Here is a 24,223-nt window from a genome sequence, read left to right as displayed (position 1 = left end):
TCATATTATTTTTTCCAAAAATGTTTTAAAATGATACGCTCCTTTACTACATACCCCATTTTTTGATAAAATCTGCATGCACCAGCATTTTGTTCCTGTGTTGGAATATCCATTTCAGTCATTGCATTTTCCTTGCAATAGATTTCCGCTTTCTTTAACAGATGTTTTCCTATGCCTTGTCCTTGTAATTCGGGGTGTATAGCTATGAGCCCTATTTTTGCAGTTGCGTTACTTTGCTGAACTGTTACAAAACCTGTTGCTCCCAAATTCTTGTCTTTTGTGAAAAAAGTTTTGATAGCAAATTTTTTATTGAGACTATTTCTTACCCATAACTGATAAAGATCTCTGAATTTTGCTTCACCAAATTTAGAATCTAATAGAAATCTGCTGTATTTTCCACTTTCGTATGCAAGCTGAAAAAAATATTCATCTTCTTGCGGCAAAAAATCTGTGTCAAAAATTTCATGTGAAGACTCTGTATTTTCTTTACATAATTTTTTTGAAAACACGATCTTTGTTTCTTTAAATGTTTCTGTAAAACCTTCAATTTTGATATCTGAATCCTTTTTTTGTTTAATAATAATCAATTCATATTGATTATCATTAAGTTCCAGATTTCTTAGATCATCATCTATGATGTGTAATTCTCCAATATTTTTAGCGAAAAAATTGCTGTCCCATTCGAGCTTGGTAAGATTATTCTTCATCGATAATATATACAGGTCTATTCTTTGTTTGGTTAAAAGTTTTTCCGAGATATACTCCTAAAATACCAAGGCACATAAAAGTAACTCCAAATAAAAACCAGATTGAAAGAATCAGTGAGCTGTAGCCAGGTTCACTTATTTCTCCTCGAAGAGTTTTTATAAATACCCATGCTCCTCCTAAAAATGATATTAGAGAAATTGTAGCTCCCAGATTCACAAACAATTTCAAAGGTTTATCAGAAAAAGAGACAATCACATTAAAAGCAAGAGATATAAGCTTGCCAAGGCTGTATGATGATTTTCCCTCATCTCTTTCCTGATGATCTACATCAACAGTGGTGGCTCTATAACCTACCCAATTGATAAAAAGTGGAAAGAATTTGATGTAATCGTTAACATTTAAAACCTGTCTGATTACTTTTTTGTGATAAATACCAAAGTTAGCTACTTCATTGTTGATTTTAATACCGGCAAGGTAATTAAAAATCTTATAAAATACCCTTGAGCTTAATTTCTTTAATTGTCCATCCTTTCTTTGTACTCTACTTGCCTGAACAATGTCATATCCTTCAAGAGCCTTTAAATAAAGTTTTTCGATCTCCTTGGGCTGATCCTGAAGATCACAGTCCATAACTACAATCCATTCACCCGTGGCTTTTGATAACCCGGCCATTATCGCAGCGTGCTGTCCAAAATTTCTGCTCAGACGGTAAATTTTTAAAGCCGGGTGAAATCCTGCTAAATTTTTCATAACCTCCCACGAATTATCTGGACTTCGGTCATCAACCAAAATAATCTCATAATCCGTGTTTAGTTTTTGCATCATGCTATTTATCTCACGCACTAGTTTTGGGAGAATTTTTTCTGCACGATACACAGGACTTACTATACTTATCACAACTCAGAATTTTTAAAGAAAGGTTTTTCACAGAAAAACAAATCTTCCTCAGGATTTAAGCCATACGATGGATATTTATCGGAAATGTTGATTCTGTTAATTTTAAAACCCACACTTTCAAGACGGGTTACATAATCCTGTCCATATATTCGGCAGTGATCAAACTGTCCGAAGAGCTCTTCTCTCTTTTTAGGATCTTCTATCGTAAAATCTTCAACCGTTTCAGCAGAATTTTTAGAAATCGGAACTTGGAGAAGCGCATGACCTCCAGGCTTTAAAACTCTGAAAATTTCTTTCATCGCTCTAATATCTTCGGGGATGTGTTCAAGAACATGGTTGCAAAGAAAAAGATCGAAATGATTGTCTCGGAAATTTAAATCTAAAACATTCATGTTTTTAACATGTGCCGGATAGCTATATCCTTCGGTAAAGAGATCACCACAAATATATTCTTTGAAGTTTTGTTTCAGTAAAACCTGCGACAGTTTTGGCTCAGGTGCAATATGAAGAATGCTGATGTTTTTATCGGATGGAAGTCTTAATTCTTCGATAAGAAAGGTGTAAAGCAATCTTTCTCTGTCACGCGAGTGGCATTTATAGCATCCCGCTGCTCTTCTTCCTCCGCCAATAACATGTTTCTTTTTAAGTATAGGAAGATCATGACCTACAGTTTCTAAATCTTTCGACTTATAACCGCAAAACGGACATTGGTAGAGTGTTCCGGCATGAGTGTTTAATTTTATTTTTCTCTGGATTTTTTCAAAAAAATTCATATTTGTATTTATATTGAGGGAATTATGTCTTCAAATTTACACATTTAGAAAAGTTAATCCAACTTCTTTTACCTTATTGCGAAGTTCAGTCAGTATTTTTTCTTCTTTCAAAATTTTATGGTACTTTTTGTGAAGTGTTTTGTATACTTTCAGGTTTCCTGTCAACATGTTTTTAAGCATACTTTGCTTGAGGGCTTTTTTTTCAGCCTTCAAAGAATCCGGAATAGACGGATTCATGATATTGGTTTCTATTCTGAGGTCTTCGTATTTTGTATAGTCTACCTTGGAGAGAGATTGCTTTCCATCATGTATTACTTTGCTTTCGGGTACCAGAAAAGTTTTCTTTTTGTGAAATAAAATACGGTTTACATATTCGAGATCTTCACCATAATGAAAAAAATAAGGGTTGAATCCTCCTATAATTTCAATAGTCTCCTTTGGTAAGAACCAATGAGCAGCATTGATGAAGCTTATTTTGTAAAAGGGCTGTAAAGTCTGAAAATAAAGATCAGAAATAAGACGGGTCTCAAAATTATGAGCAATATATTTATCAAGAAAAATATCCAGTTTCTTTTCTGTTCCGTCGATATGCATCGGGCTCAGTATGCCTATTTCTTTTTTGTCGGGATGAAGGTTGTAAACATTCAGGAGCTTTTCTACACTGTCGTTAAAAATCCATGCATCCTGGTTCATCAGATAAAAGAAATCTGCTCCTTTTTGATAGGCTTTTTCGATTCCTATGTTATTGGCTTTTCCAAATCCTAAATTTTTTTCAGACTGAATTAATTCAACTTCGGGAAAATTTGCCGTAATGTATTTTGGTGTGCCGTCTGTAGAACCATTGTCTACCACGATACAGTGAACGGGTACAGAAGACTGCCTTAAGCTGGTAAAGCATTTTTCTGCCCATTTCATGGCATTGTAGGTAACAATAATAAAATAAATTTCAGGCATTTGTGTTCTGTTCTAAATATATTTTTCAGCTAAATTTTTTAAATAATTTTCAGCATCGGTTTCTTTAAAGAAATCGTTGACCGATTCATCAAAATCAACTTTATAAAAGTCTCCTTCATCCGATTCCTGATAATTTGCTTCTTTTTGAAGCTTGTTCCGGATGGCTTCTACAATTTCCTTTAAATCATAATAATACGGATAGGCAAAATTAATTGTTTGATTATTAATATTTGCACAGTTTGATTCTAAAAATTTTGTAATATCATCAATATCCAGCAATAATCTTCTGGCTTTTTGATGAAGCATGAAATTATTTCCATGCATAATTTGTGTTTTAAGGAAATTAAATAAAGTATTCGGATTGCCGCCGTTGCCTACAATATTACCGATTCTCAGAATTATATAGTTTTTACAGTTTTCTTTTATAAAATTTTCAATTTCCAGTTTGTGCAAAACGTATGGACTTTGCTGTTTTGAAAGATCATTTACACTTAAAGTGGAAAAATAAAAAAGTTTATTTTCCTTATGCGACGTAACATTATTTTTTAAAAGTGAAAATTCTCTTTCAAATTCCGAGCTTCTTGTTTCGAGGGAGTTTGAAACTCCGGAAGCAAAGTAAAGATGGTCTTCGGTATCGATATTTTTTAGTGAGTTGGCAATGAGTCCGTTTCCTATGATCATGCAGATAAGCCTTTTTAATAAATTTTAATTCTTTGTGTGTTTGTTGATATTTCCGGAATATCTTATGTATTGATAATATTTTTTTAAGATTTCCAAATGATCTCTAAAATTAAGTTTTTTAGGATAAAATTGTAATGTAAATAAAATATTTTTTCGAGTAACCGGATAAAATCTGAAATAATTATACAAAAAACCTTGAAATACTTCTTTTTCTACGTCAGGATCTATTCTATGTTTAAAATCTGATCCTAATTTTTCTTTAACTTTTATATTTGCATCCAGCCATTTTTTATCAAGATTTCCGGCGGAAAAATGCTTTATTAAAATATCATTTATGATATAATTCTGGAATTTTCGGGAAACTCTTAAACTGAAATCCAGATCATAACCATGAAATCCTTTCAAATTTTCATCAAATCTGAATTCATTATAATTTTTTTTCCTGATTGCCATAAACACACCATCTACAGCAAAAACTTTAGTCCTGTTTTTTTCTGTTGAATTGATGTGAAAGAACTCTGTATTTTCTTTATTTCCCTGTAAAATATATACAGAATTGTATTTTTCAGCAACTGTCCAGCTTGACGGGGCAGAAGGAACATATGACGAACCTGCAACTCCTACAATTCCTGTACTTTCTTTTTGTAAATGATTCAGTAATCTTTGACCCCAATTTCTCGTGTAAAAGATGATGTCTTCGTGCAGAAAAAGAAGATTTTCGTATCTGGACTTTCCAGCACCTGAATTATACGCTTCTGTAATGCTCATCACATTCGGGTTCCACATCTGAATAATTTCATACTGAAAATCTTCTCCGATCGTCTCCCTGATATTTTCAACCAGTTGATCGAAGTAGTGTTTTTGGTATGATGAGATAATTATTGAGAGCATAGAATTATTTTAGCAAGTGATCATATTCATCTGAAGCATGGTTCCCTTTTTCATCTAGTTTCCATGAAGAAGACTGGTTGGCAGTTTTTATATAGAATATATTTTCTTCTGTGAGATCATTGGGATTGAGATACCATCCTCCATGTTTACAGGTGAAATCTCCCGCCATTCTGATAGCCGTCATAAATTTAAATAAATTAAAAATCGTTTTAGGATACTTAGGTTTATATAATGCGAAAGTAGTATCTATAAAGGCAAAATAAATATTTTTTTCAAGTTCGTCCTGCCAGAAACGTTTTTCCCAAGTTTGAACTTTTTCTTTTAAAGGATAATAGTCGGGAATATCTTTGGTGTCAATTGCAAAACCTATTTTGTTTACTTTTTTATAATATTTAAATAGATAGTTGAGCATAACAGTCTCAAAATCTTTCGGTAGATTTTTATTTGGAACGATATCGGAGTCCGTAAGAAAATAAAATCCTTTTCCGTATTTCTTCTGAAGATCTCTGTTTTTAAAGAACACATCATGTCCAAAATTAGTATTCAGTTTTTCAACGGTTACGACGTTCTGAATTTCTGAATAATAATCTAAGAGCGGTTGGTAAGTAGACGCATTATCAATAATGATGATGTTTTTAAATTCTCTTCTGATCAGGAAATCAACAAGTTGCTTCAGATAAAAAAGCTGATTAAAATTGATGATGATAACCGGAATACTTTTATGATCCTGCATCTGGTGACGAACAGTACCATCAAATTTTATTAAAAATTTGAGATAAAGCGTATCTAAATGCAACATGAGTCTACGTTTTGTAATCATCCTTTTGAGTGTTTTATTTTGTTTTTGATTGACCAAACAGTTTTAGTCATATCGAAATATCTTTTCGGATAGCCTCTTTTCATAAGAATTTTAAAAAGTCTTAGATGAGGTCTTAGGAAGTTTTTCTCACAGAAACGAAGATGATCATTCAGCATTCTTATAAGAAAGCTCTTGTCGAAGTTTTCTGAATATTTATTCAGTACTGTTTCCCGCATCATGTGATAACCAAGATCTTTTTTTGCCTGTAAGGATAAATCGCCAGATATGCTGGAAGTGGACATTCTTACAGTAACTTTAGCATCTGCGATATAAAAAACTTTATTCAATCCCGAAAAAGTCAGAATGGCATAATCATCAGCTCCCCATGCAAAAGGGATTTTTAGAAATCTGTGCTTTTTATAAGCCGAGAGTGTAAAAATATTCTCAGATAAGCTGCTTGGCATTTGCCCTTTATATTTTCTTTTAAATAATTCTGGTGAAGCTATTATTCTTTCTTCAGTTGTTATGGAATGTAAAATGGCTTTGTTTTCATCTACAATATTATGGGAAAATTTAATAGCGGAGATATTTTCAGATTGTATCTGAGGCAGATTTTTATAAAATTCTTCCACAAAGTTTTCTGAAATAATGTCGTCATCACCTAATATCTGAAACCAGTCTTCTTTAACATTTTCCAGAATTCTTTCCCATTGCAATGCCAGGTTTTTCCCTCCTAAATTATCATTGTAATCAAAATAAAAATAAGAGAAATCACTCAAATATTTTTCAATGAGTGGTAAGGGGTCATCTGGACTTGCATCGTTCCCAATATACAATACAAAATCTCTGTTGTTTTGTGCCGCAACAGATTGTAAGGTTTCTTCAAAGAAATCTATTTTGTAGTAAGGGATAACAATGGCAAGGCGACTCATTATTGTGTAATAGTAAATTTAAGAAGTGGCAAATATTTTCTGCGACCAATTTTAAATATGGGAAAAAACTTTAAAATTTGAATAAGAGTTAAAAGATTTTTAGGATGATATTTGAAATAATCACGAACAAATCTTTCATACATCTGATATTCAAGATCTTTATTTATTGTAATATTAAAATTACTGCCAAGTTTATTTCTTGTATAGATATTGCTTTCCAACCATTTATGATCAGGATTTCCTTGAGAGAAATGTTCAATAAGGATCTCTGAAGTAACATAATTTTGATACTGTGAAGAAATACGCAGGCTTAATTCTGTATCATATCCGTGGTATCCTTTTAGATTTTCATCAAATTTAAATTTGTTGAAAATAGATTTTTTTATACCTAAAAAAACACCATCTACTGCAATTACTTTTTCTTTTTTAGTTTCGAAGGTCTTTTCTACTATTTTACTTCCTCCTTTTTTATGTTGAATTATAGAAATTTTTGCATTATTCATTGTAGTAAACCAACCATAAGGAGCCGCCGGAACGTATGTACCGCCTGCTATTCCTATTATCCCTGTTTTTGCTTCAGATAAGCTTAATATAAGAGGTTTCCCCCAATTCATTGTCGATATCAATATATCTTCATGTATAAATAGCAGATTGTCATATTTTGCTTTTTCGGCACCTTTGTTGTAAGCTTCACAAATACCCATTAGAGCAGGGTTTTCTATTTTGATTACTTCAAATTCCACACCGCAGGTTTCCGCAATGTTTTTTTCGAGTGCAGCGAAATATTGGGGCTGGTAGGATGAGATGATGATGGAAAGCATTATGTATTGTCAATTACGTTATAGATAGTTATCATAGAATTTTCCTTTGAAAATTGATGAACATTGTCTTTAATTTTTAATAACGATTTTTCACGAAATATTTTATCATTGTGAGTTTTTATTATTATATCTGCAAATTGATCAATATCTAAATAATCTGCAAGCAAATTAGTGCCATTCAAAAATTCTTCTACACCACCAGAGTCTTTAAAACCAACAATTGGCTTGTTAAACTCTGCAGCTAAATGCATTACTAATGGAAAAGGATCTTCTCTTGAAGGGAGTAAAAAACAGTCGAAAATGTTAACGTAATCATTCGGATTTTTAGTGTTTTCAACAAAAATAACTTCTTCCTCAACATCTAATTTTCGTGTATCTATTTTTGCAAATCTCACAAAAGGATTTGAATCATTTCCACCGATATTAAAAATCTTAAATTTAAGATTTGGAGTTTTTTGTTTTATTTTTTTTGCTAACAAAGGTACTAGCTCGCTACCTTTTCTTAATTCTTGAGTGCTTAAGGTTCCTAAGATAAATGTATCATCTGAAATATTGTACTGTTGTCTTAGTTCAGATGCTTTTGTCTTTATCTCATTGTCTTTTGATATGAAAGAATATGCAACTGAAATTTTGCTGGCAGGGATTTTATACCTTTGAGTAAGAAAATCCTTTACAGATTGAGAGCCTGCTAATATAGAGTCTAACGAAGATATTTTGCGAGACAGATCATGGGCGTCGTAGAAACTTTCTAATGCAAACTGAAGTTCGTGAGTGTATAATATTGTTTTAAGACCTTTTGCTTTAAATTTTTCTAAAATACTTAATGTAGCGACAGTCATCCCAAAAATGCAGTTATAGTTTTTTGAGGATAATTTCTCGACGGCAGCATTATACAAATCTTCCTGACTCAGTAAGTCATTTTTTAAAACAATGAAACGTCTTAGTATTCTTGTCACAATATTAGGGCGAGGCTGAAAATGTTTTATATTTACAGCAGCTGGTACAAGATCTGTGAAATCTTTTGCCATTGTTCCATTTAGCAGAATAAGTAAATCTACTTCATACTTCTGTGCATTCTGAATCTCTTTTAGCAATTCTAAAAGTAGGATTGGTGCGCCAGATCTTGTGGCTTCATGCAGTACAAAGAGTATTTTTTTTCTCATACTAAAGTCTCTAATATATGATTTTGATTATTTTTAACAATAGTATTATCAGGAATAGATTTGTGAATAATACAGTTCGCACCTACAATACAATTATCACCAATCGTAACACCTTTAAGCACAATAACATTGCTTCCTAGCCAGCAGTTTTTGCCAATAATAATGGGCGCAGTAGAAAATTGATCTTTAGAGACATTAATGTTGGTGTTTTTAATGATTAAGTGATTGTGGTCATACAATTTCACCCCTTCTCCAAAAAGGGTATCATCACCTATTTCTATACTTTCTAAACAATTAACCGAACAGAAATTATTAAAAAAAACTCTTTTACCTATTGTAAGTTTTGCTTTTGGATAAACCAAAATATTACAATAGTCTCGTAAAGAAAATCCTTCACCGATGGAAATATCCCCATATAAGACTCCTTTTCCCTTAAATATATTTGTTTCTTTCTTTTTGAAAGATTCGTGAATATTAATATTAGGATTCGAGGTAAATTGCCACCATTTTTTTTTCTCCTCAAATTCTTCAAGATCTGCTATGAAATTGAAGATTTTTTTGTAAATAAAATTTTTTATTTTTCGAAACATCGAAGTAATTTTTTAATTCTTTATCTTTAGTTTCTTTAAGATTTTAATTTTCAGTATTTTTAATAAATAATTTAAGCTGATATTTTTTTCTAAAAAGGTATGGTCTTTTATATTAAGCTCCAATTTCTTTTTATCTTCAAAAGGTTTTGAAAGGATGGCTTTAAAATTATCATATTGTTTTTTTAAATTTTCAAAAACAGGTATGTTGCTTTTAAAATGGCTCATTAAAAGCGTCATGCAAAACATGGCATTTACAGTCTGCTCTATATTGCTTTTTGTGCTCCAAACACCGCTTCCCACTCTGTACACGGCCATTTCTTCAGGAAAATATTTAATCAATCCAAAAGAAGCATTAATCATGTGAAGCGGATAGTCTCCTATTGGAGAATATTTGAACCACGAAGGTAAAATCTTATCATTATTTCTAAATACAACAGAAGGAGCGTCAATAAAATTTCCTGTAGATAAATCTTCAATTGTAAAGGTTTTTTCGATTGAACCTGAATTAAAATTTTTGTGCTTCGTCTCCCCTCCTGAAATATCAATATATTTTACATTATGAAAACATATATTATATTCTTTGTTTTGCTCTAAAAAATCAACTTGTTTCTGAAGTTTAAGAGGATCTGTCCAGTAATCATCACCATCACATAAAGTAATATATTCACCATCACACATTTCCAACGTGGACATGAAATTTTCTTTACCCGGAATTCCGGTGCCTCTTTTATCCCTCAAATTCAGACGAATCATATCCGGAAATCTGGAAGCATATTCTTTTACAATTTCCCTTGTTCCGTCTGTTGATACATCGTCGCCAATTACAATTTCAAAATCAAAGTCAGTTTTCTGCATGAGAATTCCATCAATACATTTTGAAATATAATTGATGTGATTGTATGTTATTACATGACAGCTAACTTTTTTTCTTTTAGTTATTCCCATACAGCGAAGCCAATTCCGGTCTTTCCAAAACCGTTACCATTGTAAAATAAAATTTTTTTATTATTGGCTACAATTACCGAAGGATATGTCTGCATCGTAGAATCCCAGCCTGAATCCGAAAATTCAATACCGCTTTGAGCATCATTTCGATTCCAGTTTATCCCATCTTCAGATTCTGCATAGCCAATTCTGTAACTTTCTTTACCATCTCTATAATCAAAAGAACCTCTGTAAGTAAACCACATTTTATATTTTCCGTCTTCTATAATCACGGCAGGTCTTGCTGTACACTGATATTTTTCGGCAGGAGGGATACAGGTAATATTGGGACGAACCCAATTGATACCATCTGTAGAATGAGCATATTTAATTTCATATAATGGCTCAGGTTTTCCGTCACTTATTACGAAACCTGTACTGGAAGCATACCACATGATCCATTGGTCATTATGCTTAATAACACATGGAGAAGCTGTAAAAAACGGCTCATCTCTGTTACGTTCTACAATTGCTCCGGGAAATGCTTTTTCAAATGTTTCCCCATTATCATGACTGATTGCTAATCCTATCGCATTTCTGTAAGGAACCAAAACACTTGCATTCCATCCTACATAATAAAGATAAATACAGGTTTCTGATAACCGCACAACAGAACATGGCATAATTCCGCCATCATCAAATGTTCCTAATTCTCCGGGTTCTAAAACAGGTTTATCATGAATATATAATACTTCTTCAGGGTTTTTTGCGGAAACATCAATATAGGTAGGAATGCTTCTTCCTTCTGAGTTTCTTGGAGCATAATAAATTCTTACAACATCTTCATTCAGTAATAATGCTGTAGGTACACATGCATGGGAAACCATCCAGTCGTTGTAATGATCAATATGGTGTATTCTTCCTTTTTTTTGCCACATATTTACCCTTTTGTTTTATGAGAAATACTATCTATATCAATACTCTTATCGTCTCTCATGGTAGATTTTGCACCCAGCCAAATGCTGAATTCAGGTGTGTCTTTTGTAATGATAGCACCCATACCAATTAAAGATGCTTTACCAATATTGGTTTCGTCACGAACTGTGGCATTGACTCCGAAAAATGAATTCTCACCAATTTCACAACATCCTGAAATAACTACATGAGAAGTGATAAATACATGGTCATGAACATTAGTATGGTGACCGATATGGTTTCCGCTCCATAAAACACAATTGTCTCCAATTGTTACAAAAGGCTGAATGGTATTATCTTCAAAAATAAAACAGTTTTCACCTACCGTAAGATCCGGCCATGTGCTTGCTTTGCTGGAAACATAGCTTACACATTTATACCCTTTTGCTTTTGCCTCTTCAAATTTTCTTTTTCTGAGAAAGCTCATTTGCTTAAAACTAATAGGTAAGAACATTTTATATTCAGAAGGCGGATAATGCTTTTCAATCTCTTCAAATGATACAACGGGAAGACCTCTGAACTCATTTTCAGTAATATAATCGCTGTCTAAAGTGAAAGCTACCACTTCATGCGGGGAGTCATGCGTAAAATAAAAATGTGCTAAACTGGCTAACTGACTGGTTCCAAAAATTACAATTTTTTCCATAATGTTATTTTAATTCATATTTATTCAAAATATTTTTTATATCATCAATACTATTGAACATTAGTACGTCAATGATTGATAAGTGGGGAACAAAAATATTTTTAAACTGTTTATATTCCAAAGGTAATGATTTAATAAAATGTAAGGCTACTCCTTTCTGGGAAAAGTCTTCTTGTTTATAGAGTTCCTGCCCTCCAATGGCGTTAATATAATCTGTTGCGTCTTCCTGTTTGCAAATATCCAACAATCTTTCCTGTCTTTCTAAATTTTGATTTTGGTAAGATTGAGAAGAAATGATAAACTGAGTTGTAAATCCTAAATATCGGGAAACTGAAAGGATACTGTCTATTGCCAGATCGCTTATAGATCTATTATTTTTATTAAAGACTTCTGCTACCAATTCATAAACAACACTAAAAAATGGTGCGTTTTTGTAGTTTTGAGAAAGTGTTAATAGAAATTTTGTTTTCCAGTTTTCATACAACTTTACATTTATTTCAGTATCCTTTATTAAGGTAAATGACGTTGCCTTAGACAAAGGAACTGTAAATAAAAAACTTTTTCCTGATAATAAAATATTATTTCTGTTGATCCAGCCTTGTTTGATAAAATTTACATCATCATAAAAAATGAATTTATCAACTGCATTAATCATTTGGAAATATCCTATATAAGGAAAAATGTAGGGTTGCATTACAGCAATTTTCATATTAATTATTTTGGAATCGAAGTATGATTCTTACAATATATTCTATTTCCTCAGGAGTTAGATCATAATAAAAAGGAAGACATAATACTCTTTTGGAAATATCTTCTGTTACAGGCAATTCTAATTTTGGCAAATAAGGCAATGCTGAAGCAAGGCTTGGATAAAAATATCTTCTTGTATATATTTGTTGCCTTTCCAATTCCGCCTTAAGCTGTAAAAGAACTTCTTCACTTTCTAAAATAATAGGATAATAAGCATAATTTTCCTTAGACTGAGAATGCCAAATTGGTTTTTTATATTTGAAAGTGGATAGTTTTTTGTCATACAATTCTGACAAAGTTTTTCTCTTATCATGAATATTATTTATGTATTTCAAATTTGCAAGTCCCATTGCCGCGTGAAACTCCGAATTTTTACCATTGATCCCTAAATCTGAGAAAGAGTCGAAACTTGCAATTCCAAAATTTCTTATGGTTGCCAGTTTCTTTAATACATCAGGTTTTTTTGCTATAAGTAATCCACCTTCTATAGAGTGGTAAAGTTTAGTAGCATGTAATGAACAGGTAGAAATGTCTCCGAATTCAAAAATAGATTTTCCGTTAACTTCTACTCCAAAAGCATGTGCCGCATCATAGATAACTTTCAGATTGTGCTTTTTAGCAATTTGATCTATTGCTTCAACGTCACATGGATTACCGTAAACATGAGTTGCAAGAATAGCTGTAGTTTTTTCTGTAATTGCTGTTTCTATTTTTGTTGGATCTATGCAGAGACTTTTAGAATCTATATCCACAAAAACGGGCGTACATCCTTCCCAGACAATGGAACTTGTTGTTGCTACAAAAGAAAAAGGCGTTGTAATAATTTCACCTTTTAGATCCAAAGCTTTTATGGCCATTTGTATGGCAACAGTACCATTTGTTACAAATAGTAGATGGTTAACTTTTAGATGGTCTTTCAGTTCCAATTCCAATTGACTTGCCAATGGACCCATATTGGTGAGCCAGTTTCTTTTCCAGATGCCAGCTAGATATTTCTGATATTCTTCCTGAGGAGGTAAGAAAGGTTGGGTTACGGGAATCATAATAAATTTTAATGTAAAGTTATGATATTTTCGCTTTCTAATTCAAAGGGAATCCATTGTTCCTTTTCACCACCAACAGTAAACTCAATGATATTGTTAATACGGATATAAGGGGATTCTGTTGAGGGATCATAGAGTCCTAAATCTAATATATATTTTCCTAATGTAAAAAGAGGATTTTTCACAGTAATTTTATAAGTTATCTTTGATCCTTCTTTTATGTTTTCTCTGTATTCTTTTACAGATATACCAGCAATTGGTTTTTGTTCTTTATCTTTAAACTCAAGATATAATATAGGTAATCTTTCAATAGCAGCATTAACCTCAAATTCGAATGTTAAATTGAAATCCTTATGACGATGAATTTTATTATTCAAAAGGTCTGTTTGAACCGAAATTAATCCGAAAGTTTTGGTATCGTATACTTTATTTTGATGGTTATTTGAAAATTTATTGTAATAAAGCTGTATCCCTTTTCCGATTTCTTTTCCGCAGTATTCAACTTTTCCATGATCCATTAAGATTACTTCATTGCAGATCCTTGATATCATTGGCATACTATGAGAAACAAAAATAACAGCAGTACGAGGGAGTAACTCATCTATTTTGCTAAAACATTTCAGAATAAAACCCAGATCTCCTACAGCTAATACCTCATCAATGATCAGGATATCAGGTTCAAGATGAGCGGCAACCGAGAAGCCCAAGCGAACCTTCATTCCCGAAGAGTAGTTTTGTACAGGGGTATCTATAAATTCGCCAATTTCAGAAAAGTTTATGATTGAATTCATTTTTTCTTCAACCTCTTTTTTTGTAAACCCCAATATAGAAGCATTATTGTAAATGTTCTCTCTTCCTGTAAGTATAGGATTGAAGCCTGCACCTAGTTCTATTAAAGCGCCTATTTTTCCTCGCATTACAATCTTGCCTTTATCAGGATTGTAAAGCCCGTTTAAAACTTTCAGAAGTGTAGATTTTCCGGCTCCGTTATGTCCTATCAGTCCAATGCATTCTCCTCTTTTCAGCTCAAAACTTACATCATGTACAGCCCAGAACTCTTGAGGACGCAAATCTTTGTTCACGCGTAGCCCTAAAGTACTTCGAATGATATCTAAAGCTCCATATTTAAGAGAACTTTTAAGATTTTTGCTGAATTTCTTCGATACATTCTGTACGGAAACCAATATTTCGTTATCCTTTTCCATTATCCTGCGATTTTTTCAATAACGATTGGCATTGATTTTCTGAAAATGACCAGTCCAATTAGTAAAAAAAATATACTTAAAACCGTTAAGCCGATTGTAAATGTTAAAGACTGAGTTTCTGTTCCTGTCAATGTATTTCTGGTATCATTAATAATATAAGTTAAAGGATTTAGCTTAAATAAAAATTTAAAAAATCCTACCGAAGGAGCAGCATATACAACAGGAGTTACATACATCAGGAAAGGAATTCCTGTTGTTAAAACTTTACTTATGTCGGTGTAAATTAACCCTAAAGGAGTTATTAGAAGACCAATGGTAAATGCGAAAATTATTAATGAAAAAATGTAAAAAGGAAAAAGTAGTAAATTCCAGGATGGTGTTATCTGATAAATAATCAGAATAAGAATTACCGGGATCATTTTTATTGCCAAATTGAACAAGGTAGTATATAGTCCCTTCATTAAAAGAGACTCCTTAGGAAAATTGATTTTTGAAATAATTGATTTTCCTGCATTGACAGAATTTATAGGACTTTGAATGGTTTCAGCAAAGATGTTCCAGGTAGTGGTTCCCAAAATCACAAAAACTGGGTAGGGTATTCCAGCCGGAGTATTTACATTTACAACGCCGGAACCATTCAAAAATAACCAAACCAAGGAATTAATAAGTACGGGAGCCAATATCCAAAAGAAACCTAGCAATGACTGTCTGTATTGAGCCTGTATGTCTCTTTTGGTCATTTGAAAGGCTAAAAAATTAGATGATCGAATGTCTTTATAAATAGAGACAAGCTCTTTAAAAAAATGTGTTTCTTTATCAGATGTGTATACTACGGTTTTCAAAGTAGATTTTTTTCAAATTTATAACAATTAATTGATTTTCAATTTGTATGCGTTGTAAATTATTACTTGCATAAAATGAAAAAGTATAACTAATATATTAATATTTACTATTATGAACAAAAAACTATCAGCCGTAAAGCCAATAGTTTTAAAATGTATTAATTTAGTCGATTATTTATTGACTAATTTTTTTAGGTATTCGCCATAACCGCTTTTTCCGTATTTGGTTGCGGTTTCCAGTAATTTTTCTTCGTCGATGAATTTATTTCTGAAAGCAATTTCTTCAATGCAGCCAATTTTAAAGCCCTGTCTCTTTTCAATTACTCTTACAAACTCAGAAGCATCGTTTAAAGAATCAAATGTTCCTGTGTCCAGCCACGCTGTACCTCTGTCGAGAACACCTACTTCCAGTTTTCCTTTTTGAAGATATACATTGTTTACATCAGTAATTTCCAGTTCTCCTCTCGCGGAAGGCTGAATGTTTTTAGCAATTTCAACCACTTCGTTATCGTAAAAGTATAATCCGGGAACGGCGTAATTTGATTTTGGTTTTAAAGGTTTTTCTTCAATTGAAACGGCTTTAAGGTTATCGTCAAATTCTACAACGCCATATCTTTCAGGGTCTGAAACGTGATACGCGAAAACGACACCTCCATCCGGATTGGTCTTGTTTTTAAGCAAAGTTCCCATTTCTGAGCCGTAAAAAATATTGTCCCCTAAAACCAACGCAGCGGCGTCATTTCCTATAAACCGATCTCCCAAAATAAAAGCCTGCGCAAGACCATCCGGACTTGGCTGAACCACATATTCTATATTGCATCCGATCTGAGATCCGTCTCCCAATAATTTAACAAATCCTTCCTGATCGTGAGGCGTTGTAATAATTAAAATATCTTTAATTCCTGCTAATAGCAATGTAGAAAGAGGATAATAAATCATCGGTTTGTCGTAAACAGGCATTAACTGCTTGCTGACAGCGATGGTAAGAGGGTAAAGTCTGGTTCCGGAACCTCCGGCTAAAATGATACCTTTCATCTTTTAATCTGTGTTTAATTTTTAATGATACTGTTTTTCGTAATATTTCTGATAATCTCCACTCGTTACGTGTTCCAGCCATTCTTTATTCTCAAGATACCAGTCAATGGTTTTTGCCAAGCCTTCTTCAAATGTTACCGATGGCTTCCAGCCAAGATCTTTATTCAGTTTTGTTGCGTCAATAGCATATCTTTTATCGTGTCCCGGTCTGTCTTTTACAAAAGTAATTAATTTTTCAGAGTAGCCTTCTTCTCTGCCTAATTTAGCATCCATTTGCTTGATTAATTCTCTTACCAAATCAATATTCTGCCATTCGTTGAAACCTCCGATGTTGTATGTTTCTCCTGTTTTGGCTTCATTGAAAATCTGGTGGATTCCTTTAGCGTGATCGATGACAAAAAGCCAGTCTCTTGTATATTTCCCGTCACCGTAAATAGGCAAAGGTTTTTCATTGATGATATTTGAAATACATAGAGGAATCAGTTTTTCCGGAAAATGATTCGGGCCGTAATTATTTGAACAGTTCGAAATAATAAACGGCATTCCGTATGTATTTCCGTAAGCTCTCACCAAATGGTCTGAAGCTGCTTTTGAAGCCGAATACGGAGACTGTGGATCATATGCTGTAGTTTCTAAGAAAAAACCTGTTTCGCCTAAACTTCCATATACTTCGTCTGTAGAAACATGGTAGAAAAGATTCGTTCTCTTCTCATCCGGGAATCTTCCATGCGTATGGTCCGGATTTAACGTCCAGAATTCCTTACAAAGATTCAGAAGATTGGCAGTTCCGTTCACGTTGGTATTAATGAATGCCATCGGATCTGTAATGCTTCGGTCTACGTGACTTTCCGCAGCTAAATGCACTACTGCATCCGGATTGTATTTTTCGAAAACTTTTCTTAATTCTTCAGGTTTTGTAATATCGGCTTTTTCGAAAACATAATTGGGTTCGTTTTCGATGTCTTTCAGGTTTTCAAGATTTCCTGCATACGTAAGTGCATCAAGGTTGATGATCGTTGTTTCAGGATTGTTTTTTACAAACTCTCTTACCACGTGCGAACCGATAAAGCCAGCTCCTCCCGTAATGATTATATTTTTCATTTGATTAATTTAAAACTGTTTTGCGTCCTATACTTTTATAATAAAAACCATTCTGCTCAGGAATTTCCAGCGGATACATATTTCTTCCGTCGAAAATTACCTTATTGTTCATTCTTTTCGCCATCAGTTCGAAATTCGGGTTTTTGAACTCCGGCCATTCTGTTGCAATAAACAAAGCATCTGCATTGTCCAGAGCTTCGTACATATTTCTTGCGTATTGGATTTTATCTCCTAACAATTTCTGAACATTATTTTCGGCAACCAGATCATAAGCAACAATTTTTGCCCCTTTTTCTAAAAGCAACGCAATATTATCTAATGAAGAAGCCTCACGAATATCATCGGTATTTGCTTTGAAGGCTAATCCCCACATTGCAATCGTTTTCCCTTCGATATTTCCTCCAAAGTATTTTTCAATTTCAGAAACAAGAATTACTTTCTGGGCAATATTTACGTTTTCGGTCGCTTCTAAAATCTGAAAATTAAAATCTTCCTGCTTTCCGGATTTTATCAATGCTTTCACATCTTTTGGGAAACAGCTTCCGCCGTATCCGATTCCCGGAAACAAAAATCGATGACCGATTCTGTCGTCACTTCCCATTCCAAGCCTCACTTTATCCACATCAGCGCCAACTTTTTCACAGTAATTGGCAATTTCATTCATGAAAGTAATTTTTACTGCCAAGAATGAGTTAGCTGCATATTTTGTAAGCTCAGAAGATTTTTCATCCATAAAAATAATAGGAACTCCGGTGTTGGTAAATGGCTGGTAAATTTTAGCCATAATTTCCTGTGCCTTTTCAGAACTTGCTCCAACAACCACTCTCGCAGGATTCATAGAATCTTCTACTGCGAAACCTTCCCTTAAGAACTCAGGATTGGAAACCACATCAAAAGGAATCTGGGTTTTTGAAGCGATAACTTCACGAACTTTATCGGCTGTTCCTACGGGAACGGTACTTTTATTAACAATAACTTTGTATTCCGTCATCATTTCGCCAATATCGTTTGCTACTTTCAATACATAAGAAAGATCTGCGGATCCGTCTTCTCCGGGCGGAGTAGGCAAGGCCAAATAAATAACTTCGCTTTTGTCCAAAGCTTCTTTTAAATTGGTAGTGAAAAATAATCTTTCAGCCTGTATGTTTCTCAGGAACATTTCTTCAAGATTCGGCTCATAGATGGGAACTACGCCGTTTTTCATACCTTCTACTTTTTTTTCATCAATATCTACACAGTATACTGAATTGCCAAGTTCTGCCAAAGTGGTTCCTGTAACCAGTCCTACATAACCTGTTCCTACAATGGTAATATTCAAAATGTATGTTTTTAAAAAATTCAAACACAAAAGTAATAAAAATACCATGATCTGTGTCTTTAATTTCGTGTAAATAAAATTTAAGTTATCATATTGATAATAAGATATTTTGCTTTTCCAAGAAAAAGTAGTATATTTGCAATGGATTTACGGAAAAACATGGGAAGGCCTTCGGAAGAAAGCCTTTTTTCGTACTGGTAAATCAAGATTTTAAAATATGGAGTTTAGAAAAAGAATTGAAGAATTATTACATGAATTCCTCGAGACCAGAAAAGATCTGTTTCTTATTGATCTGAAAATTTCTGCGGGGGATGACATCACAGTGATTTTGGATGGTGACAATGGTGTTTCTTTACAGGACTGCCTTGATGCAAGCCGCGCGATAGAATTTAATATGGATCGCGAAGAACATGATTTCAGCCTGCAGGTAATGTCTGCGGGATTGAGCGAGCCTTTGGCAACTCCAAGACAATTTGCAAAAAATATCGGAAGAGAAATTGAAGTTTTACTGAATGACTCTACGAAAACGGAAGGCGAACTGGCAAAAGTAGATGAAGAAAAAATCACACTGATCCTGCGTTACCGCAAACCGAAAGACATCGGTAAAGGAAAAGTGGATGTGGAGGAGGAAAAAGAAATTCCGTACTCTGAGATTAAAAAAGCATTAGTAACAATTAAATTTTAAAAGAAAAAAGAATAAATGGACAATATAGCGTTGATTGAATCCTTCGGTGATTTTAAAGACGAAAAAGGGATCAGTAAGATTGATCTTATGGCAATTATTGAAGATTCTCTGAAGACACTTTTGAGAAAAAGATATGATTCGGATGATCATTTTGATGTGATTGTAAACCCTGATAAAGGAGATTTTCAGATATTTTTAAATAAAACCATCGTGGAGGACGAAATGTCTGAAGATGATGATCTGGAAATTGAGATTTCTGAAGCTAAGAAAATCGACCCGACTTTTGAAGTGGGAGAAGATTTTACGATGGAAATTCCTGTTGCACAGTTGGGAAGAAGAAATATTCTTACCCTGAAGCAGATCTTGGCTACAAAATTGCAGGAGCACAACAATGCGATGTTGTACGAGCAGTTTAAAGACAGAATCGGGGAAATTGTAGTAGGAGAGATCCACCATATCCGTCATAAGCACGTGATTTTGCTGGATGATGAAGGGAACGAATTCATTTTGCCTAAAGAAAACCAGATCCCATCCGATTTCTTTAAAAAGGGTGAGAATATCAGAGCTATTGTTGAAACAGTAGATTTCAAAGGTTCAAAACCGCAGATTATTATTTCCAGAACTGCACCTAAATTCTTAGAAAAACTATTAGAGCTGGAAATCCCTGAAATTCAGGACGGAACTATTATTCTTAAAAAAGTAGTGAGAATTCCTGGAGAAAAGGCGAAGATTGCAGTAGATGCTTACGACGACAGAATTGATCCGGTAGGAGCTTGTGTGGGAGTGAAGGGATCCAGAATTCACGGCGTGGTAAGAGAGTTGAGAAATGAGAACATCGATGTTATTCAGTGGTCTAAAAACCCTGAGATTTTGGTGAAGAGAGCTTTAGGAAACGTTACCATCAATAAAATTGATATCAACGAGGAGCAGGAATACGCTTTAGTATATACTCCGGTTGAAGAGATTTCTAAAGTAATCGGAAAACAGGGCCAGAATATCAGACTTGCTTCTTGGTTGACAGGTTATGAGATTGATGTACACAGAGAGTCCAGCGAAGATGATGATGTTGAACTTACAGAGTTTAATGATGATATCGAACAGTGGATTTTGGATGAGTTTAAAAAAGTAGGTCTTACTACTGCAAAATCAGTTTTAGATAAAGAAACTGTAAGCTTGCTGAATATGGTCGACCTTGAAGAGGAAACGATTGAAGAAGTGAAGCGTATTCTTAGAGAAGAATTCGAAGATTAAGATTTGTAAATAAATTTTAATAAACAGTAAAAAAGAAATACTTTAATTTTAAGAATTAAAAAAAATAGTAAATAATATAGATGCCAAAAATTAGATTAAATAAAGCGGTTAAGGAATTCAATATTTCGATGTCCAGATTAGTAGAATTTTTACAGTCAAAAGGCATTGAGGTTGAAAGCAATCCTAACGCTCAATTAGAAGAAGCGGCATATTCTGCATTGGAGGCTGAGTTTGCCAAGGACGGCGAACAGCGTAAAGCTTCCCATGAGGTGGTGATCACGAAAGTTCCGGAAGAAAAACTGGAAATTGAAGAAAAGAAAACCCCTGAAGTAATAAGAGCTAAAGCTAACAAACCGGAAACTAAAATTTTAGGTAAAATAGATTTAGAACCTAAAAAACCTGAAGTGGAAGAAGTTCCGGCTCCAAAACCACAGCCTGTGGTGGAAGAGAAAAAAGAAGAAGTTGCACCTGCTCCTGAAGTAAAGGCAACTCCTGAAAAGCAGGAATTTAAAGTTCTTGATAAAATAGATCTTTCCCAGATCGAATCCAGAAACAGACCTGTGAAAAAAGATAAACCAAAAGCGGAGGAGAAGAAAGAAGAAGAAAAACCTGTGGCTAAACCTGCAGAACCTGTAAAAGAAACTCCGCAGCCTGTTGTTGCTGAAAAGCCGGTTGCAAAATCAGTTGAAGAAAAAACGGCTGAACCTGCAAAAGCAGAAGAGGAGTCTCAGGAACCACAAAAAATTGAAACCGTTTATCAAAAACTTGACGGTCCTAAAATCGTTGGAGAAAAAATCGATTTAACTCAGTTTGCACCTAAACCTGGAGCTGGAGCTAAAAAGAAAAGAAAGAGAATTGAGAAACCGGGCGGAGGAAATCAGCAGGGTGGAAACAATAACCAACAAGGAGGAAATAATCAGGGACAAGGAAACCGTCCACAAGGACAGGGAGGTCAAGGAGGAAACCGTTTTGGAAATAACCAGGGCGGACAAGGAAACCGTCCTCAAGGTCAAGGTGGACAAGGAAACCGTCCTCAAGGACAGGGAGGTCAAGGTGGAAACCGTTTTGGAAATAACCAGGGCGGACAAGGAAACCGTCCTCAAGGTCAGGGTGGACAAGGTGGAAACAGAGGTGGATTCAACAGAGGCGGACAAGGAGGTAACAGACCGGGTCAAAGAACAATGCCTGTTGAATTAACAGACGAACAAGTTAAAAACCAGATCAAGGAAACCCTTGAAAAATTAACCAATAAAGGAGGTAAATCTAAATCTGCTAAGCACAGAAAAGATAAGAGAAACTTCCGTAGAGAACAGGACGAGCGTCAGCAGGAAATTGATGCGGCAGACAGAACATTAAAAGTAACAGAATTCATCACGGTTGGTGAACTGGCAAGTTTAATGAATGTGTCTCCTACAGAAGTAATTTCTGCTTGTTTCTCATTGGGTGTAATGGTTACCATGAACCAAAGGTTGGAAGCGGATACCTTATTATTGGTAGCAGATGAATTTGGATATAAAATAGAATTCTCTGATGCAGATCTTGGAGAATCTGAAGCAGAGGAGGAAATTGATTCTGAAGAAGATTTATTGCCAAGAGCTCCGATTGTAACAGTAATGGGACACGTAGACCACGGTAAGACATCATTGCTTGACTACGTCAGAAAAACAAACGTAATCGCCGGTGAATCCGGAGGAATTACGCAGCATATTGGAGCATATAATGTAAAATTGGAAAACGGACAAAGAATTACATTCTTAGATACCCCTGGTCACGAAGCCTTTACAGCGATGAGAGCTAGAGGTGCACAAGTTACCGATATTGCAATTATCGTAATTGCAGCGGATGATGATGTAATGCCTCAGACGAAGGAAGCAATTTCTCACGCGCAGGCAGCGGGAGTTCCAATGATTATCGCCATCAATAAAGTAGATAAACCGAATGCGAATCCTGATAATATCCGTCAGCAGCTTTCCGGTCTTAATCCATCAGTTTTGGTAGAAGAATGGGGAGGAAATGTTCAGGCGCAGGAAATTTCAGCGAAATTTGGTAATAATGTAGATGCGTTACTTGAAAAGGTGTTGCTTCAGGCAGAAATGCTTGAGTTAAAAGCGAATCCGGAACGTTCCGCTAACGGAGTAGTTATCGAAGCATCTTTGGATAAAGGTAGAGGGTATGTTGCAACAATGCTTGTACAGACTGGAACTTTAAAAGTTGGTGATTATGTGGTAGCTGGTAAAAATCACGGTAAAGTAAAAGCTTTGCTTGATGAAAGAGGTAAGAATCTTTCTGAGGCAGGTCCTTCAATCCCGGCAACTATTTTAGGTCTGGACGGAGCACCTACAGCAGGTGATAAATTCCGTGTTTACGCCGATGAAAGTGAGGGTAAAGCGATTGCCAACAAGAGAGAACAGCTTCAGAGAGAGCTTTCCATCAGAACCAAGAAGCATACGACGCTTGAAGAATTGGGAAGACGTATTGCATTGGGAGAATTCAAGGAATTGAACATTATCCTTAAAGGTGACGTGGATGGTTCGGTAGAAGCATTATCTGATCAGTTACAGAGATTATCAACAGAAGAGATCAGCGTGAAAATCCTTCACTCTGGTGTTGGACAGATCACTGAATCTGATATCAACCTAGCAGCAGCATCTGATGCAATTATTATTGGATTCAACGTAAGAGCCGGAGCAAATGCTAAAGATCTTGCGGACCGTGAAGAAATTGAGATCAGAACCTATTCTGTAATCTATAAAGCGATTGATGAGGTAAAAGAAGCAATGGAAGGGATGCTTTCTCCTGAAATTCAGGAGCAGGTTATCGGTAATGTTGAAATTCGTGAAGTATTCAAAATTTCTAAAGTGGGAACCATTGCAGGTTGTATGGTTCTTACCGGAAAAGTTACCAGACAGTCTAAAGTACGTTTGCTAAGAGACGGTATCGTGAAATTCGATGGTGAACTTGAAAGTTTAAAACGTTTCAAAGATGATGTGAAAGAAGTAACCAAAGGTTACGAATGTGGATTGAACCTGAAAGGCTACAATGATATTGAACAAGGTGACATTCTTGAAGTTTATGAAGAGGTTGCTGTGAAGAAAAAGTTAAAATAACATAATATTTTATCTATATGAGGCAATAATCCGACTTGAACAAGTCGGATTATTTTTTTTAATTTATAATTATTCTAAATAATTTCTGTATTAATTTTTTTTAATTGTTAAATGTTTCTCTATTTATAAACT

Annotated in this window: 24 protein-coding genes; 3 read left to right on the top strand and 21 right to left on the bottom strand. The window is 34.3% G+C overall.

The genetic code is table 11. The features are described 5' to 3' along the window. Nucleotides 1-5: 5 nt before the first annotated feature. The 21 genes from AC52CF_RS19435 to AC52CF_RS19335 all read right to left on the bottom strand — a co-directional run bounded on the left by AC52CF_RS19435 (nt 6) and on the right by AC52CF_RS19335 (nt 19,048). Complete coding sequence (locus AC52CF_RS19435; protein WP_214588272.1) at nt 6-707, bottom strand: GNAT family N-acetyltransferase; 702 nt, start codon at nt 705-707, stop codon at nt 6-8. Beyond that, nucleotides 697-1,605, bottom strand: a complete 909-nt coding sequence (locus tag AC52CF_RS19430) for a glycosyltransferase family 2 protein (protein WP_214588273.1) — start codon at nt 1,603-1,605, stop codon at nt 697-699. The genes AC52CF_RS19435 and AC52CF_RS19430 overlap by 11 nt, the downstream gene beginning before the upstream one ends. Continuing rightward, nucleotides 1,602-2,378, bottom strand: coding sequence for a class I SAM-dependent methyltransferase (locus AC52CF_RS19425; RefSeq protein WP_214588274.1), 777 nt, complete (start codon nt 2,376-2,378; stop codon nt 1,602-1,604). Before AC52CF_RS19425 ends, AC52CF_RS19430 begins: the two co-directional genes overlap by 4 nt. Nucleotides 2,379-2,414: 36 nt before the next feature. Next, a complete protein-coding gene (locus AC52CF_RS19420) occupies nt 2,415-3,332 on the bottom strand; it encodes a glycosyltransferase family 2 protein (protein WP_375181108.1) in 918 nt (305 codons plus the stop codon). A 12-nt stretch (nt 3,333-3,344) separates the two neighbouring features. Continuing rightward, entirely contained in the window at nt 3,345-4,013 is a 669-nt protein-coding gene (locus AC52CF_RS19415; protein WP_375181107.1) for an NAD-dependent epimerase/dehydratase family protein, read from the bottom strand. A gap of 24 nt (nt 4,014-4,037) precedes the next feature. Then, nucleotides 4,038-4,904, bottom strand: coding sequence for a glycosyltransferase (locus AC52CF_RS19410; protein ID WP_496517579.1), 867 nt, complete (start codon nt 4,902-4,904; stop codon nt 4,038-4,040). Between the two features lie 4 nt (nt 4,905-4,908). Next, entirely contained in the window at nt 4,909-5,724 is an 816-nt protein-coding gene (locus AC52CF_RS19405; RefSeq protein ID WP_496517578.1) for a glycosyltransferase family protein, read from the bottom strand. After that, nucleotides 5,721-6,635 (bottom strand): glycosyltransferase family A protein, encoded by a 915-nt coding sequence (locus tag AC52CF_RS19400; RefSeq protein WP_336689159.1) that lies wholly within the window; start codon nt 6,633-6,635, stop codon nt 5,721-5,723. Before AC52CF_RS19400 ends, AC52CF_RS19405 begins: the two co-directional genes overlap by 4 nt. Beyond that, the gene (locus AC52CF_RS19395) at nt 6,635-7,456 is read right to left on the bottom strand and encodes a glycosyltransferase (protein WP_336689158.1); all 822 of its coding nucleotides are present in this window, start codon (nt 7,454-7,456) and stop codon (nt 6,635-6,637) included. The genes AC52CF_RS19400 and AC52CF_RS19395 overlap by 1 nt, the downstream gene beginning before the upstream one ends. Continuing rightward, a complete protein-coding gene (locus AC52CF_RS19390) occupies nt 7,456-8,619 on the bottom strand; it encodes a glycosyltransferase (RefSeq protein ID WP_496517577.1) in 1,164 nt (387 codons plus the stop codon). The genes AC52CF_RS19395 and AC52CF_RS19390 overlap by 1 nt, the downstream gene beginning before the upstream one ends. After that, on the bottom strand, nt 8,616-9,209 hold the full coding sequence (locus tag AC52CF_RS19385; RefSeq protein WP_290264632.1) for an acyltransferase: 594 nt from the start codon (nt 9,207-9,209) through the stop codon (nt 8,616-8,618). The genes AC52CF_RS19390 and AC52CF_RS19385 overlap by 4 nt, the downstream gene beginning before the upstream one ends. Nucleotides 9,210-9,221: 12 nt before the next feature. Further along, entirely contained in the window at nt 9,222-10,154 is a 933-nt protein-coding gene (locus AC52CF_RS19380) for a glycosyltransferase (protein ID WP_290264635.1), read from the bottom strand. Further along, the gene (locus AC52CF_RS19375; protein WP_214588284.1) at nt 10,145-11,071 is read right to left on the bottom strand and encodes a glycoside hydrolase family protein; all 927 of its coding nucleotides are present in this window, start codon (nt 11,069-11,071) and stop codon (nt 10,145-10,147) included. Before AC52CF_RS19375 ends, AC52CF_RS19380 begins: the two co-directional genes overlap by 10 nt. Nucleotides 11,072-11,073: 2 nt before the next feature. After that, nucleotides 11,074-11,754: an acetyltransferase gene (locus tag AC52CF_RS19370; protein WP_496517576.1), complete on the bottom strand. Its 681-nt coding sequence runs from the start codon at nt 11,752-11,754 to the stop codon at nt 11,074-11,076. 4 nt (nt 11,755-11,758) lie between these two features. Beyond that, the gene (locus AC52CF_RS19365) at nt 11,759-12,463 is read right to left on the bottom strand and encodes a WbqC family protein (RefSeq protein ID WP_496517575.1); all 705 of its coding nucleotides are present in this window, start codon (nt 12,461-12,463) and stop codon (nt 11,759-11,761) included. Nucleotide 12,464: 1 nt separating this feature from the next. After that, complete coding sequence (locus AC52CF_RS19360) at nt 12,465-13,547, bottom strand: DegT/DnrJ/EryC1/StrS family aminotransferase (protein WP_496517574.1); 1,083 nt, start codon at nt 13,545-13,547, stop codon at nt 12,465-12,467. A gap of 8 nt (nt 13,548-13,555) precedes the next feature. Then, nucleotides 13,556-14,752: an ABC transporter ATP-binding protein gene (locus AC52CF_RS19355; RefSeq protein WP_375181101.1), complete on the bottom strand. Its 1,197-nt coding sequence runs from the start codon at nt 14,750-14,752 to the stop codon at nt 13,556-13,558. Then, entirely contained in the window at nt 14,752-15,492 is a 741-nt protein-coding gene (locus AC52CF_RS19350) for an ABC transporter permease (RefSeq protein ID WP_214588289.1), read from the bottom strand. The genes AC52CF_RS19355 and AC52CF_RS19350 overlap by 1 nt, the downstream gene beginning before the upstream one ends. A gap of 273 nt (nt 15,493-15,765) precedes the next feature. Beyond that, nucleotides 15,766-16,629: a glucose-1-phosphate thymidylyltransferase RfbA gene (gene rfbA, locus AC52CF_RS19345; RefSeq protein WP_214588290.1), complete on the bottom strand. Its 864-nt coding sequence runs from the start codon at nt 16,627-16,629 to the stop codon at nt 15,766-15,768. 21 nt (nt 16,630-16,650) lie between these two features. Further along, nucleotides 16,651-17,730: a dTDP-glucose 4,6-dehydratase gene (gene rfbB, locus AC52CF_RS19340; RefSeq protein ID WP_214588291.1), complete on the bottom strand. Its 1,080-nt coding sequence runs from the start codon at nt 17,728-17,730 to the stop codon at nt 16,651-16,653. A gap of 4 nt (nt 17,731-17,734) precedes the next feature. After that, nucleotides 17,735-19,048: a UDP-glucose dehydrogenase family protein gene (locus AC52CF_RS19335; protein WP_290264649.1), complete on the bottom strand. Its 1,314-nt coding sequence runs from the start codon at nt 19,046-19,048 to the stop codon at nt 17,735-17,737. Between the two features lie 217 nt (nt 19,049-19,265). Here AC52CF_RS19335 and rimP point away from each other — a divergent pair, with 217 nt between their 5' ends. The 3 genes from rimP (at nt 19,266) to infB (ending at nt 24,091) form a co-directional block, all read left to right on the top strand. Continuing rightward, nucleotides 19,266-19,733, top strand: a complete 468-nt coding sequence (rimP, locus tag AC52CF_RS19330) for a ribosome assembly cofactor RimP (RefSeq protein ID WP_076391758.1) — start codon at nt 19,266-19,268, stop codon at nt 19,731-19,733. A 15-nt stretch (nt 19,734-19,748) separates the two neighbouring features. Continuing rightward, nucleotides 19,749-20,984, top strand: a complete 1,236-nt coding sequence (gene nusA / locus AC52CF_RS19325; RefSeq protein WP_116097380.1) for a transcription termination factor NusA — start codon at nt 19,749-19,751, stop codon at nt 20,982-20,984. 80 nt (nt 20,985-21,064) lie between these two features. Then, nucleotides 21,065-24,091 (top strand): translation initiation factor IF-2, encoded by a 3,027-nt coding sequence (gene infB, locus AC52CF_RS19320; protein ID WP_290264662.1) that lies wholly within the window; start codon nt 21,065-21,067, stop codon nt 24,089-24,091. Nucleotides 24,092-24,223 lie beyond the last annotated feature (132 nt).

Source organism: Chryseobacterium sp. 2P (assembly GCF_059579425.1).
Note: the sequence above shows the minus strand (reverse complement) of the source record. Positions and strands in the feature narration are given on the sequence as shown.

Coding starts and splice junctions, on each gene's coding strand:
- infB (WP_290264662.1), top strand. CDS start 21,065: ATGCCAAAAATTAGATTAAATAAAGCGGTTAAGGAATTCAATATTTCG.
- AC52CF_RS19395 (WP_336689158.1), bottom strand. CDS start 7,456: ATGCTTTCCATCATCATCTCATCCTACCAGCCCCAATATTTCGCTGCA.
- AC52CF_RS19365 (WP_496517575.1), bottom strand. CDS start 12,463: ATGAAAATTGCTGTAATGCAACCCTACATTTTTCCTTATATAGGATAT.
- rfbA (WP_214588290.1), bottom strand. CDS start 16,629: ATGAAAGGTATCATTTTAGCCGGAGGTTCCGGAACCAGACTTTACCCT.
- AC52CF_RS19380 (WP_290264635.1), bottom strand. CDS start 10,154: ATGGGAATAACTAAAAGAAAAAAAGTTAGCTGTCATGTAATAACATAC.
- AC52CF_RS19400 (WP_336689159.1), bottom strand. CDS start 6,635: ATGAGTCGCCTTGCCATTGTTATCCCTTACTACAAAATAGATTTCTTT.
- AC52CF_RS19410 (WP_496517579.1), bottom strand. CDS start 4,904: ATGCTCTCAATAATTATCTCATCATACCAAAAACACTACTTCGATCAA.
- AC52CF_RS19360 (WP_496517574.1), bottom strand. CDS start 13,547: ATGATTCCCGTAACCCAACCTTTCTTACCTCCTCAGGAAGAATATCAG.
- AC52CF_RS19375 (WP_214588284.1), bottom strand. CDS start 11,071: ATGTGGCAAAAAAAAGGAAGAATACACCATATTGATCATTACAACGAC.
- AC52CF_RS19370 (WP_496517576.1), bottom strand. CDS start 11,754: ATGGAAAAAATTGTAATTTTTGGAACCAGTCAGTTAGCCAGTTTAGCA.
- AC52CF_RS19415 (WP_375181107.1), bottom strand. CDS start 4,013: ATGATCATAGGAAACGGACTCATTGCCAACTCACTAAAAAATATCGAT.
- AC52CF_RS19385 (WP_290264632.1), bottom strand. CDS start 9,209: ATGTTTCGAAAAATAAAAAATTTTATTTACAAAAAAATCTTCAATTTC.
- AC52CF_RS19350 (WP_214588289.1), bottom strand. CDS start 15,492: ATGACCAAAAGAGACATACAGGCTCAATACAGACAGTCATTGCTAGGT.
- nusA (WP_116097380.1), top strand. CDS start 19,749: ATGGACAATATAGCGTTGATTGAATCCTTCGGTGATTTTAAAGACGAA.
- rimP (WP_076391758.1), top strand. CDS start 19,266: ATGGAGTTTAGAAAAAGAATTGAAGAATTATTACATGAATTCCTCGAG.
- AC52CF_RS19405 (WP_496517578.1), bottom strand. CDS start 5,724: ATGATTACAAAACGTAGACTCATGTTGCATTTAGATACGCTTTATCTC.
- AC52CF_RS19355 (WP_375181101.1), bottom strand. CDS start 14,752: ATGGAAAAGGATAACGAAATATTGGTTTCCGTACAGAATGTATCGAAG.
- rfbB (WP_214588291.1), bottom strand. CDS start 17,730: ATGAAAAATATAATCATTACGGGAGGAGCTGGCTTTATCGGTTCGCAC.
- AC52CF_RS19420 (WP_375181108.1), bottom strand. CDS start 3,332: ATGCCTGAAATTTATTTTATTATTGTTACCTACAATGCCATGAAATGG.
- AC52CF_RS19435 (WP_214588272.1), bottom strand. CDS start 707: ATGAAGAATAATCTTACCAAGCTCGAATGGGACAGCAATTTTTTCGCT.
- AC52CF_RS19390 (WP_496517577.1), bottom strand. CDS start 8,619: ATGAGAAAAAAAATACTCTTTGTACTGCATGAAGCCACAAGATCTGGC.
- AC52CF_RS19425 (WP_214588274.1), bottom strand. CDS start 2,378: ATGAATTTTTTTGAAAAAATCCAGAGAAAAATAAAATTAAACACTCAT.